General features: G+C 29.8%; 15 protein-coding genes. 6 read left to right on the top strand and 9 right to left on the bottom strand.

What is annotated here, in order from left to right:
• Positions 1–51: 51 nt before the first annotated feature.
• From CPIN18021_RS06045 to CPIN18021_RS06025, 5 genes are all read left to right on the top strand, one after another.
• Positions 52–954 carry a Ppx/GppA phosphatase family protein gene (locus CPIN18021_RS06045; RefSeq protein ID WP_078424638.1) on the top strand — a complete coding sequence of 301 codons (903 nt, stop codon included), beginning with the start codon at positions 52–54 and terminating at the stop codon, positions 952–954.
• An 11-nt stretch (positions 955–965) separates the two neighbouring features.
• Positions 966–1,409, top strand: coding sequence for a GatB/YqeY domain-containing protein (locus CPIN18021_RS06040; protein ID WP_078423560.1), 444 nt, complete (start codon positions 966–968; stop codon positions 1,407–1,409).
• Between the two features lie 87 nt (positions 1,410–1,496).
• Entirely contained in the window at positions 1,497–1,832 is a 336-nt protein-coding gene (locus CPIN18021_RS06035) for a hypothetical protein (RefSeq protein ID WP_193431642.1), read from the top strand.
• 3 nt (positions 1,833–1,835) lie between these two features.
• Positions 1,836–3,014 carry a peptidase M50 gene (locus CPIN18021_RS06030; RefSeq protein ID WP_078424636.1) on the top strand — a complete coding sequence of 393 codons (1,179 nt, stop codon included), beginning with the start codon at positions 1,836–1,838 and terminating at the stop codon, positions 3,012–3,014.
• The gene (locus CPIN18021_RS06025) at positions 3,004–3,291 is read left to right on the top strand and encodes a metal-sulfur cluster assembly factor (RefSeq protein WP_078423557.1); all 288 of its coding nucleotides are present in this window, start codon (positions 3,004–3,006) and stop codon (positions 3,289–3,291) included. The genes CPIN18021_RS06030 and CPIN18021_RS06025 overlap by 11 nt, the downstream gene beginning before the upstream one ends.
• Positions 3,292–3,364: 73 nt before the next feature.
• Here the strand turns inward: CPIN18021_RS06025 and CPIN18021_RS06020 are convergent, their stop codons facing one another.
• The 7 genes from CPIN18021_RS06020 to CPIN18021_RS08920 form a co-directional block, all read right to left on the bottom strand.
• Positions 3,365–4,054, bottom strand: coding sequence for an energy transducer TonB (locus CPIN18021_RS06020; protein ID WP_226995975.1), 690 nt, complete (start codon positions 4,052–4,054; stop codon positions 3,365–3,367).
• 61 nt (positions 4,055–4,115) lie between these two features.
• Positions 4,116–4,445, bottom strand: coding sequence for a TonB system transport protein ExbD (gene exbD / locus CPIN18021_RS06015; RefSeq protein WP_372236850.1), 330 nt, complete (start codon positions 4,443–4,445; stop codon positions 4,116–4,118).
• Between the two features lie 47 nt (positions 4,446–4,492).
• Positions 4,493–4,912 carry a TonB-system energizer ExbB gene (exbB, locus tag CPIN18021_RS06010; protein WP_078423554.1) on the bottom strand — a complete coding sequence of 140 codons (420 nt, stop codon included), beginning with the start codon at positions 4,910–4,912 and terminating at the stop codon, positions 4,493–4,495.
• A 68-nt stretch (positions 4,913–4,980) separates the two neighbouring features.
• On the bottom strand, positions 4,981–5,247 hold the full coding sequence (locus tag CPIN18021_RS06005; RefSeq protein ID WP_078424634.1) for a TonB-dependent receptor: 267 nt from the start codon (positions 5,245–5,247) through the stop codon (positions 4,981–4,983).
• On the bottom strand, positions 5,217–7,091 hold the full coding sequence (locus tag CPIN18021_RS06000; protein WP_078424633.1) for a TonB-dependent receptor domain-containing protein: 1,875 nt from the start codon (positions 7,089–7,091) through the stop codon (positions 5,217–5,219). Before CPIN18021_RS06000 ends, CPIN18021_RS06005 begins: the two co-directional genes overlap by 31 nt.
• Complete coding sequence (locus CPIN18021_RS05995; protein WP_078423552.1) at positions 7,054–7,554, bottom strand: TonB-dependent receptor plug domain-containing protein; 501 nt, start codon at positions 7,552–7,554, stop codon at positions 7,054–7,056. The genes CPIN18021_RS06000 and CPIN18021_RS05995 overlap by 38 nt, the downstream gene beginning before the upstream one ends.
• Positions 7,541–7,705: a hypothetical protein gene (locus CPIN18021_RS08920; RefSeq protein WP_157888048.1), complete on the bottom strand. Its 165-nt coding sequence runs from the start codon at positions 7,703–7,705 to the stop codon at positions 7,541–7,543. The genes CPIN18021_RS05995 and CPIN18021_RS08920 overlap by 14 nt, the downstream gene beginning before the upstream one ends.
• A 163-nt stretch (positions 7,706–7,868) precedes the next feature.
• On the opposite strand from CPIN18021_RS08920, the gene CPIN18021_RS05990 reads away from it, so the two are divergent.
• A complete protein-coding gene (locus tag CPIN18021_RS05990; RefSeq protein WP_078423551.1) occupies positions 7,869–8,840 on the top strand; it encodes a putative transporter in 972 nt (323 codons plus the stop codon).
• 32 nt (positions 8,841–8,872) lie between these two features.
• Here the strand turns inward: CPIN18021_RS05990 and CPIN18021_RS05985 are convergent, their stop codons facing one another.
• Together CPIN18021_RS05985 and mnmA are read right to left on the bottom strand one after the other, a co-directional pair.
• A complete protein-coding gene (locus CPIN18021_RS05985) occupies positions 8,873–10,315 on the bottom strand; it encodes a sodium:solute symporter family protein (protein WP_157886669.1) in 1,443 nt (480 codons plus the stop codon).
• Between the two features lie 205 nt (positions 10,316–10,520).
• Positions 10,521–11,540 (bottom strand): tRNA 2-thiouridine(34) synthase MnmA, encoded by a 1,020-nt coding sequence (mnmA, locus tag CPIN18021_RS05980; protein ID WP_078423549.1) that lies wholly within the window; start codon positions 11,538–11,540, stop codon positions 10,521–10,523.

Here is an 11,540-nt window from a genome sequence, read left to right as displayed (position 1 = left end):
TATTGAAATTTGATAAAATTTACCAAAAATAAAATTTTATAAAGGTTAAGGATGATTATAGGTATTGATTTGGGTTCAAATACATTAAGAATAGCACTTATAAAACACGAAAATGGAATTTGTTTTGTTGAAAAGAGTTTTGAAGCTATTGTTGGAAGTGCTAGAGGGCTTCGTGAAAATATGCTAATTAGCGATGAGGCTAAAGAGCGTATTTTTAATGCTTTAAAACTTGCAAAAGAGGAGTTTGATTTTTCTTTGTTTGAGCATATAGCTGTGGCTACAGCTGCATTTAGGATAGCAAAAAACTCAGATATCATCTTTAAACAAATTCAAGAATTATTTGGTATAAAATTTCAAATTATTAGCGGAGATAGTGAAGCTAGATATATAAATCTAGGTGTTAAAAATGCCTTAAATAGGCTTGAAATACCTAATAAAAACTATGTTTGTATAGATCTTGGTGGAGCTAGTAGTGAGATAAGTGATGGAAATACTTTTAGGAGTTTTAAATTTGGTATTATTACATTTTTTGAAGAGTTTAAAACTATAAAAGATATGAGCGAAAATGTATCAAGCGTTGTTAAGCAGGCTAAGGAGTTTTTGTCATCATTTAAAAAAGATTTTATTGTGTTAACATCCGGAGTTGCTACTACTATGGCTGCTTTAAAGCTCGGGATTGATTATGATGATTATGATGCAAATTTGATAAATGGTTGTTCTTTGGATATACAAGATTTTACTGATTTAAAACAGATGTTAATAGAACTTTGTGATGATAAGGCTGATATTGTTGTTGGAAAAAATAGAAAAATGCTTGTTGTTGCCGGTATGATTTTATTAAAAGAGCTTTTAAAAGATGAAAGCGTTAAGATTATTACTATAGATGATGGGCTTAGAGAGGGAATTGTAGTTGCTTATTTTAAGCGTGAGTTTGATAAAATTTTAAAAAACTGAAAGGGGTTAAAATGACAATAAGAGAACAAATTTTAGATGATATTAAAGTAGCTATGAAAGAAAAAGATGAGTTTAAAAGAGATACTTTAAGAACTCTTAATGCCGCTTTAAAGCAAGTTGAAGTTGATAATAGAATAGAGCTTACAGATGATGTGGTATTGCCTTTATTGCAAAAAGAGATCAAAAAAAGAAATGATGCTAAAGAGCTTTTTTTAAAGGGTGAGCGTGAAGACCTTGCACAAAAAGAGCAAAACGAGATGGATATCATAAACAAATATCTTCCAGCTCAGCTTAGCGATGAAGAGTTAAAAGACAACTTAAGAAAAATTATAACCGAGGTTGGTGCTTGCAGTATAGCTAAACTAGGTGATGTCATCAAGATAGCAAAAGAGAGACTAGGTGCAAGTGCTGACCCAAAAAGAATAAGCGATATGGCTAAAAAATTCCTATCTTGATTTAAAATTTTATTTATTGAGCTAAATCAATGAATAAAATTTATTAAAGAGTATAATGCTCCTAAATTATTTAATATTTAGGAGTATATGATGAGTTTTTTTAATGGTTGGCAAGAGTTTGCAACAGAAGGTGCAAGTGTTAGTTTTTATAAAAAAGATGATTTTATAGGTTTTGATTCAAGAAAATGTATGCCTCCCGAGCCTATGGTAAATGCCATGGTTGCTTTGAATCTAGTTAAAGACAAAAATACAAAAATCATAATGATAAATCACAAATTTCCAGTTGGGCTTATACCAAAGATTGAAGATAAATTTGATATAGAGCGTGAAGATTTGGAAAATGGTGAAGTTAAACTTATCTTTACATTAAAACAAAATGCTTCTTTACCAAATTTTGAAACAAAACAAATTTGCCACGGATAAGACATGATATTAAATACATTTGCTCCACCATTTAGATTGGTAGGTGGATATTTTTTGGTAGGTTTATTTTATTTGTTGATTAGCATTTTTTTATTTTTTTATGCTGATTTTGATGCATTGACATCTTTAAATACCGCTGGTTTTTTTCATGTATTTTTTGTTGGATTTGTTTTAAGTATTATTATAGGCGCTTTATATCAGCTAACCTCGGTTATATTGGAGAGTGCATTTTTTAGCATAAAAGGGGCATATTTAAATTTATTTATATATGCCACATCTCTTTTATTTTTTTCTGCTGGTATGGTGTTTGCAAATAATAAGTTTTTGCATATTGGCTCAAAGATACTATTTTCCTCTCTTTTGTTTTTTGCTATCACTTTTTTTCTTAGTTTTTTAAAGAGCAATAAAAGAAGCTTTGCCTCTTTTTCATTATTTGCTTCATCTTTGTTTTTGATATTGGGGCTTATTTTTGGTCTTTTTTTGGCTTTGATTTTTGCTGGTAAAGTAAGTTTGGATTTTGAGCTTATGCTTCACTATCATATATATTTTGTTATTGGATTTATATTTTTTGTAATTGTTGGTGCAGGAAGTGTTCTTTTGCCTATGTTTGCTTTGTCCCATAAAGTGAATTTTTTGATTTCAAAGATATCTATCACAACTTATATATTGTCTGGCTTTTTTGTTTTTTGGAATGTTGAAATTTCTGCAATAATGATAATAATTTCATTTTTACTTTTTGTTGTTCAGGCTATTTTGATACTTAAAAATAGAGCTAGAAAGGCTTTTGATTATTGGAATTTAAATCTATTTTTGTCATTTATAAGTTTAATTGTTTTTTGTTTTGGTTTTGATAAATTTGACAATTCTTATAGTGTTTTTATAATAGCTTATGGATTTTTATATCCTTTTGTAGTTGCTCATTTTTATAAAATAGTTCCTTTTTTGGTTTGGTATCATTATATTTCACCATTTGTTGGAAAACAAGATGTTCCACTTCTTGATGATATGGTTAAAAAAAATATAGCATATTCAGCTTTTAGGCTTAATTTATTTGCTATATTTTTGTCATTTTTTTGGTTGAAAATATCAATATTATTTTTGTTTTTTAGTATTTTTTTGGTTTGTGTTAACACATTGCATATATTTAAATTTACAAAATTTGGAGTAAAAAATGAAGGATAAAATTTATAACGAGCTTTCAAAAATAGTTGATCCTGAGGTTGGTTTTGATATAGTCTCTTTGGGTCTTATATATGATGTTTCTTGTGATGAAGGAAAAGCTAAAGTTACAATGACTTTATCTACCAAATCATGCCCTTTACACGAACTTATACTTAATTGGGTAGAAGATGCTGTTATGAGGGTAGATGGAGTAAAAGAGTGTGATATAAATTTGGTTTGGGAACCACAGTGGAATGTAACTATGGCTAGCGATGAGGTTAAAGCAAAGCTAGGTTAGAAATTTTAAAATAATTTGATATTTACATATAAGCTTAAAATAAAAATAAGCTTATATGCAAAAAATATAATTATTATAGTTTGTATTTCATTGGGATTTTTATAAGATAATCTTCGTCTAATATTGGAAAATATTTAGATGCTAGTTTGATTGTTTTCATAGCTGCATTATCAAGTATATCAATCCCTGAACTACTAACTACTTTTATATTTTCAACTGCACCGCTTTTTTTAAGTAAGAAACTAACTTCAACGATACCTTGTTTTCTCATTTTTTGTGCATTTTTTGGATAATTATCTTTATGTTTTTTGTAAATTTCTCTTTGAATTTTAGAAAATCTCTCATCTCCTGCAGATGTAGCAAAGTTAAATTCTTTTATCGTTGGTGCAGCATTTGAACTTGTAGTAGCAGAAGAGTTGCTATTGTTTGTTGCTGAAGGTGCTGATGTTGCCTGCGGTTCTACTGTTGCTTCAGCTGTTGTTTCTTCAACAACTTCTTCTTGTTTTTCAATTGGTTTTTGTATAGGTTTTGGAACAGGTTGTTTTTCAACCTTTTTCTTAACTATCTTTTTTGGTTTAGGTTTTTCTATGGGTTTAGGTTTTATTGGTTCTGGTTTTACTACAGGTTCTGGTTTAGGTTGTGGTGGTGCCGGTGGAGTAGGTGTTGGAGCAGGTGGTATTGGAGCTGGATTAAAAGTTCCTAAACTTATTTTTATGATTTTTTCTTTGCCTGTATGTTTTATCTCGGAATGAAAATGTATCAAGGCTGTAAATAAAACAGCATGGAATAGAGCAGATACACAAAATCCGCCCAGATTACACTTTTTACTCCTTGAGAGTTGTAATTGCAAAATTCTCATGATTTTTTTCTTTCAATATATCTATTATTTTTACAAACATTTCAAACTTGCTTTCTTTATCGCTTTTTAGTTGAATCAAAGTCTTTTGATCTATTTCATTTAAGCGTTGCTGTAGCTCATCTTCTGCTATTTTTTCATCTTCTATAAAAAACTCATTGTCTTTATTTATGGTTACAGTTATTTTATTGTCTTCTTTATTTTGTGTCGCACTCTCGCTACTTGGTAGATCTACTGGTATATTTCCTTGAGCTATAAAGGTAGAGATACTTAAAACAATAGCAAGTAAAACCAACATGATATCAATTAGTGGGATTACGTTTAATCCCTCTTTTTTAGGTAAACTCACTGCATTGCCTTATATCTATTCATCATAACATCAACTTTTCTAATAAAACCATTATAAATCATAAGTGTAGGTATCGCCACCAAAAGACCAAATGCTGTTGCTTTTAGTGCTAAAGACAGACCAACCATTATACTTTTCGTGTCTATTCCGCCACTCATACCCATATCGTAAAATGTTATCATGATACCAGCAACAGTTCCTAAAAGACCTATATAAGGAGCATTTGAATATATTATATAAAGAGTTGTTAAGTGATTTGTTAAACTTTCTTCTAGTTCATCTTTGCTCTTATAGTTTTCAAAATTAATGTTTTTATAAAATAAAAGTCTTTCTATTGTAAACCATACAACCAAAAAGCTCATAAAACCTAGTATAGCAATAATAAAATAGTCTATATTTTCTTTCAAAAACTCCATAAATTCCTCCAAGTCATTTTTGCGTATTATATCAATTACGATATTTATTGTCAATATAAAATATATAACTAATATTTATAGTTTATACTCATCATTGCCGTCCTTCCTCTTGCAAAGTTATTGTTTGCAAATTGATAAGTGTCTCCAACACCAAGGTCAAATATAAACTGACCAGCTGAGTCATTATTTGAATCAAGCGGGTTTATATATTTTTTATCAAAAAGATTTTTAATTTCAAATTTTATTGTTAAATTATTGCTTATATTTGCAATAGTGTAAAGGTCAAAAATAAAAGGTTGTCTGTTTATTTCTTGTTCTTTTTTACATTTCCACAAATTGGATTTTGTGTTGTATCTCCTTTTTTTATCACGGTTCCATCACAATAAAGAGTTTCTACGGTATTAGAAGTAATCCTACTCTTTCCATAGTATTTTATTGTACTGCCCAATGTAAATTTTTTATTTCCAAATCTTGTTCCAATATCTAAAGTGGCATAATCTTTTGGCAATATTGTTATTTTTGTAAGACCATATCCTTGGAAATCTATCTCAGTATCGCTTTTGGACTCATCAACTCTAGGGCTAGAGTCTGTAAAGTTTAATGGTTGATTTGTTTTTTGTCTTGAGTATGCTAGATTTGCATAAAAAGTTCCATTGTCATAACTTGCTTCTATTTCATACCCTTGTATTGTTACTAATTTTTCAAAATTATAGTGTTTTATGTATGGATAGTTGCTTATTATATGTGGTTCTTTGTATCTTACATTGTGAATATAGTCTTTTATTTCAGTTTTATACCTAATAAATTTTAGCCCAAATTCATCATCTTCTGTAAATAATCCATCCTTAAATGAATTAAAACCTATCTGTTTTGTTGTGGCTGTTTCGGGTTTTAATTTCGAGTTTACACCATAATGCCCAAGATCAGAAAAAAACATCTCTTTTATATTTGGCTCTCTATGTGTTTTTGAATAATTAACAAACGGGCTAAATAAATCATTTATGTATACAGAAGCACCAAATGAATAGTTAAAATGTTTATGTGAGCCATTGTCATACATTTTTTCATTATCTAGTTCTGTAATTTTATTCCTAGACCCTCCATTAACTTCTTTTTGTATAGGGGTTAAAAAATTTTCTATACTCTCATCTTGGACTTTACAAAGTCTACTATTTGGACATCTAAAATATTTTAATATAGGATTTTTATAATCTTTATCGTTGATTGCTTTATTTCTTTTTAATGTGTTTTGATATACATCAGAGTCAAATTCATAATACTTTTCTAATATAGCTTTTTTATCCGGATCATTTGATGTTAATAAATCTTCCCCATATCTATCTTTTAGATATTGTATCCCAATATCATCATTATCTAATCCATAATAATAATATTTTTCTCCTTTAAATTTATTTTTTGAGTAATTAACACTCATATTAAACGTAAAAGGGCCATTGTTTAATTCATTATCTATATAAATTGTATTAAATTTTTGCTCGCCTTCCGGATAAAGAGTATTTGCTTCGCGTCCTGATTTACTAGCCGCAATACCTATAGCATCTTTGAGGCTATCTTCAATGAAATTTAATTCAGATGGGTGTCTGCTCTTTTTATATTCATTTTTTAATAAATTTACACCTATTGTCGTTTTTAAATTCGAATCAGATTTAAAATCATGGGTAAAAGTATTGCTTATATCTATTGTTTTTCCGATATTTTTTGTTTTTATATTTTTTAATAATTCAACTCCGGCAAATCTAGAATGTGGTGCGTATATTTGTTCCCCTGTGTTGATTGCATATAATAAATTAAAATCTAATTGTTTTATATCTTGTGGATTTAGATTGTATTCTAGTTGATAATTATCTTGTTTTACTTTTCTTCCTGCTAGAGCTGTTTTATAGTTTCTGTATGATAATATAATGTTGCTCAACTCATCTTTGTATTCTAATTTTGTTAATGTGCTTTTTGGTTTTTGACTCAAAGATTCTGGACTGTATGGAGGAAAACCAGATATAAAATGCTCATTTCCTTTTGAATCTAGATATATGATATCACCCGAAGGATCTCTTTGTATATTTCCATCATCGTCTAGTTTTGGCTGAAAAGTTTCTCCTTCTACATTGTCTCCTCCTCCAACTCTAAAACTTTGTGAAACCTTTTTTCTTGCTGTATCCAAATAATCCACCAATATAAAAAGTATTAAATTTTTCTTTAAAAGCTATGAGTCCAGAATACCTTTGTCCGATGGAATTGTTTCCAAAATGAGTGTCTAAAATATATCCGAAATTTTTATTATCTTTTATAATATCATCAACTCTAACAGTTCTCATATTGGCTGAACCCATTAGTGAATTTGCTCCACCTTTCCCGCTAAAACTACCTTTTTCAACATCTATTGATTTTAAAAATATTGGATCTATCATGACCCCGAAAGTAGATGTTCCTCCGTTTAGATTACCGTTGTCAGAAGAGGTTGAATAAAAAGTTTGAGTAACACCATCTATCATCATATTTGTTCTTCCAAGACCACTCATTCCTCTTATATTTATATTTATCGTTCCTTGTGTGTTATCTATATTTGTAAAAGCACCAGCAATACTTCTTACTGCATCATCTATGTTTTTACTACTTTTTTTCATTAAAATCTCTCGTGCTTACTGCTTTAGATTTAAAATAAGTTTCTTCTTTTCCTATTGCTTCTACTTTATCAAGTTCTATACTATCTAAAGCATTTGCTGTTATGATAGACATTAGTAAGATAAATACAGTTTTTAATGCATTTTGTAGCATTGAATTCCTTTGATTTTTTAATTTGAATATATTTGCAACTAAGTTGCAATTCTACATTTAATCTTTTTAAATAATCATAAAAAATATTAATAAATATCAAATTTTTGTATTTGTTAATATTTTTTTAGATATTATCGCCATAAATTTAACTCAAGGAGTGCTGTTGTTTTCATCTTTTTTTTATAGTAAAAAATGGGCTATGTGGGCTTATGGAGGTTTTGCATTTATAGTATTATTGTTGATATTTCAAACTTATCTAAATCTCCAAATAAATGATTGGTATAAAAATTTTTATGACATTATGCAAAATATAAAAGACCACACTATTGATGATTTTTGGGCTTCAATAAGGATATTTATATATATAGTTATGCCTTACATATTAGTAAGAATGATAATCAGTTTTTTTTCTAGCCATTGGGTTTTTAGATGGCGTGAGGCTATGACTTTTGATTATTTAAAATTTTGGCAAAAGTCAAAAAAAGATATAGAAGGAAGTTCTCAGCGTATGCAAGAGGATATATATAGATTTGGTACTATAATGGAAAGCTTGGGTGTTCAGATTTTAGATTCTATAATGACACTTATTGCCTTTACTCCTATTTTGTGGGAACTTAGTAAAAAAGTTGAGCTTGATTATATACAAGATATACCTGGTTCTTTAGTCTGGATAGCCTTATTTGTGAGTATTGGTGGGCTTATATTATCTTGGTTGGTTGGGATTAAATTGCCAAATTTGGAATACAACAATCAAAAAGTAGAAGCTGCTTTTAGAAAAGAACTTGTTTATGCAGAAGAAGATAAGATCAATTATGCTGATACAAAGACTATAACCGAGCTTTTTATTGGCTTGAAATTTAATTATTCAAGACTATTTTTGCATTATGGTTATTTTAATATTTGGCTTTATTCTTTTTCTCAAATTTTGGTTATTGTTCCGTATATTATCATGGGAGAGGGGCTTTTTACTGGGCTTATAACGCTTGGTATCTTGGTTCAGGTAAGTAATGCATTTTCACAAGTTCGTTCAAGTTTTAGTATTTTTATAGATAACTGGAAGACTATAACTGAGCTTAGATCTATTCATAAGCGTTTAAAAGAATTTGAAATTAGTATAGAGTATAAGAAAAAATAAATTTATTCCACCTTTTTTTGGTGGAATAAAAACTATTTTTTAAATATGTTTGCCATTTTGATGAATTTATCAGCTTTTTCATATTCTGGTTTTGTTAAAGCACTAACTATAAAATATATTATGGCTGAGCTACTTACTCCGATTATGACTTGTGCTGTTGAGTTTGGCTCCCAAAATGCTGGCATAGACGGCTCAAAACTTCTAATAAGATTGTAAAGACAATAAATAAGTCCAAATCCCATAGAAGCTATCGCTCCTTTTGAATTCCCTCTTCTATAAATAAAACCAAAAACCAAAGGTATAAAAACACCAGTTGTTATGATATCAGAGGCTATCCAAGAAATCTCCAAAATAGATCTAATCCTTAAAGAAATAACAAGTGCTATAATGGTGACTATAAGCGTTGCTATACGAGAAAATGCTAGTTTTTCTTTTTCGCTTTTTTCTTTTTCGGCTAAATCCATGGTAAGTGTCATTGCACCCGTATTTATAAGTGAGTCCATAGTAGACATAATAGCTGCTGAAATTCCAACAAAAACAATAGCCCCAAGAATTGGTGACATATACTCCGTAACTATGGCCGTTACAACACCGCCTTCTGGCATTTTATCAAAAAGAACTATCCCGGCCATGCCTGTAAAAACTACTATTAAATAAAGTGGAATATAAGCAAAAAAGCTCATAACTGTCATTTTATAAGCATCTTTATCGCTTTTTGTTGCTGAAATTCTTTGCCAAACATTTGCTTGTATCATCCAAGCACAACCAAAGGTTATAACATACATCATATATTTTGATGCTCCATCGCTTATGCTCATATAGTTATCTTTACCTAGGCTTTTTGCTGTAGTTGCTATATCTAAAAAGCCACCAGTATTGCTTATAGCTACTACAAATACAGCTATGGCTGAAATCCCAAGTAAAACAAATTGTATAATGTCTGTCAAAACAACACCACGAAAACCGCCAAATGTTGAATATATCAAAACTATAACAGCGCCTATTATTACGGCCGTTTCATATTGCATTTCTAGATATGTGCCAAAAAAATTTCCTATGCCTACCATCTGAGATGCTGCTGTAAATGTCATAAAAATAAGTATCATAATTGAAAGAAATTTAGAAGTGATTTTTGAGTATCTAGCTTCCATCATCTCACCTTGTGTTAAATACTCAACCCTTCTTATAGCTTTTGAGCCAACTATCATCAAAAAAGTAGATATAAGCACAGGCACACCATAATACCAAAATGCACCAAGTCCATCTGAGTAGGCAAGGTCTGCTGTGGATAGTGCCGAACCAGCACCCCACCAAGATGCTATAAAGGTTATAGACAAAGCCCAAAATGGCAAAGACCTGCCTGCAAAAAAGTAATCAATAGTATTGTTGTTTTTCTTTTCTTTTGCTACTATAAAAAGTAACACAGCAAAATATATAACCAAGCCAGCTAACGATATGGTCTGTAAGGTACTCAATAAAACTCCTTGAATTTTGTATCTATCTAAAATTACAACCTTATATTGTAAAAAATTGTAGTTATGAAATTTATTACAATAATTTATGTTTTGTAAACAGATAAAAATTTATAAATTAAGATAAGAATTATATTGTTTATTTAATAATTATTGTTAAATAAGTTAAAATTAGTCCTATATTTTAGGACTAATTAATGAGATTTTGTTAAACAATAAAACCACTTGCTATAACTTGATCGCCTTTATACATAACACAAAGTTGTCCTTGCGCTACTCCGTAGGCATCTTCGCTTAAGTTTAATATAGCAGTATTATTTATCGTGTCTATTTTTGCTCTTGCTTTGATTTTAGGGCTTCTATATCTTATTTTTACATCACAATCGAACTCTAAATCATCTATAAACATATTTACGTTTTCAAGTGTTACTTTGTTCTCTTTTAAATCATCTTTTGAACCCACGACTATCTCGTTTTTGTCAGCATTGATTTTAAGCACAAAATGTGGTTCGTGCGCGCCGTGTATTTCAAAGCCACGTCTTTTCCCGATAGTGTAGTGCATATATCCTTGGTGTGTCCCTATCTCTTTGCCACTTTTATCAACAACTTTCCCAGGCAAGCTTGTATTATAGTGTTTTTGCAATACCTCTATATATGTTTTATCAACAAAGCATATCTCGCTACTTTCAGCTTGTTCTCCAAATTCTTTAAGCACATCAACACTTTTTGCAAGTTCTTTTATGTCTTTTTTAAATTTATCTCCAAGTGGGAAGAGAACATCTTTTAGTATCTCTCTTGGAACCTGAGCTAAGAAATAACTTTGATCTTTGGTGTCATCTTTTGCTGATGTTATTAAGCCATCAATTATTTGTATATAGTGACCTGTAGCTAGTTTTTCACAGTCATTTTCCTTTGCAAAATCAAGCAAAGCACCAAGTTTTATAAATTTATTACATAATGCGCAAGGGTTTGGTGTTTTTCCATTTTTATATAGATTTATAAATGGATCATAGACATATTTGTTAAACTCATCTTGCAAATCCAAAATGTGAACCTTTATACCAAGATATTCACCAACTTTTTTAACTTTTCTTATATTTTCTTCGTGATATCCTGGCTTGGAATGAAGTTTCATATAACAACCTTGTACTTCATGTCCTTGCTCTTTTAAAAATTTAGCGGTCATAGTGCTATCTACTCCGCCACTCATTGCAACCATTATTTTCAT

The organism is Campylobacter pinnipediorum subsp. caledonicus, from assembly GCF_002022005.1.
GTDB classification, from domain to species: Bacteria; Campylobacterota; Campylobacteria; order Campylobacterales; family Campylobacteraceae; genus Campylobacter_A; species Campylobacter_A caledonicus.
Note: the sequence above shows the minus strand (reverse complement) of the source record. Positions and strands in the feature narration are given on the sequence as shown.

Excerpts from the sequence above, each read along its gene's own strand:
- CPIN18021_RS08920 (WP_157888048.1), bottom strand. The coding sequence starts at position 7,705 with ATGCTACAAAATGCATTAAAAACTGTATTTATCTTACTAATGTCTATC.
- CPIN18021_RS06025 (WP_078423557.1), top strand. The coding sequence starts at position 3,004 with ATGAAGGATAAAATTTATAACGAGCTTTCAAAAATAGTTGATCCTGAG.
- CPIN18021_RS05995 (WP_078423552.1), bottom strand. The coding sequence starts at position 7,554 with ATGAAAAAAAGTAGTAAAAACATAGATGATGCAGTAAGAAGTATTGCT.
- CPIN18021_RS06035 (WP_193431642.1), top strand. The coding sequence starts at position 1,497 with ATGATGAGTTTTTTTAATGGTTGGCAAGAGTTTGCAACAGAAGGTGCA.
- CPIN18021_RS06040 (WP_078423560.1), top strand. The coding sequence starts at position 966 with ATGACAATAAGAGAACAAATTTTAGATGATATTAAAGTAGCTATGAAA.
- CPIN18021_RS06045 (WP_078424638.1), top strand. The coding sequence starts at position 52 with ATGATTATAGGTATTGATTTGGGTTCAAATACATTAAGAATAGCACTT.
- mnmA (WP_078423549.1), bottom strand. The coding sequence starts at position 11,540 with ATGAAAATAATGGTTGCAATGAGTGGCGGAGTAGATAGCACTATGACC.
- exbB (WP_078423554.1), bottom strand. The coding sequence starts at position 4,912 with ATGGAGTTTTTGAAAGAAAATATAGACTATTTTATTATTGCTATACTA.
- exbD (WP_372236850.1), bottom strand. The coding sequence starts at position 4,445 with ATGTTGGTTTTACTTGCTATTGTTTTAAGTATCTCTACCTTTATAGCT.
- CPIN18021_RS06030 (WP_078424636.1), top strand. The coding sequence starts at position 1,836 with ATGATATTAAATACATTTGCTCCACCATTTAGATTGGTAGGTGGATAT.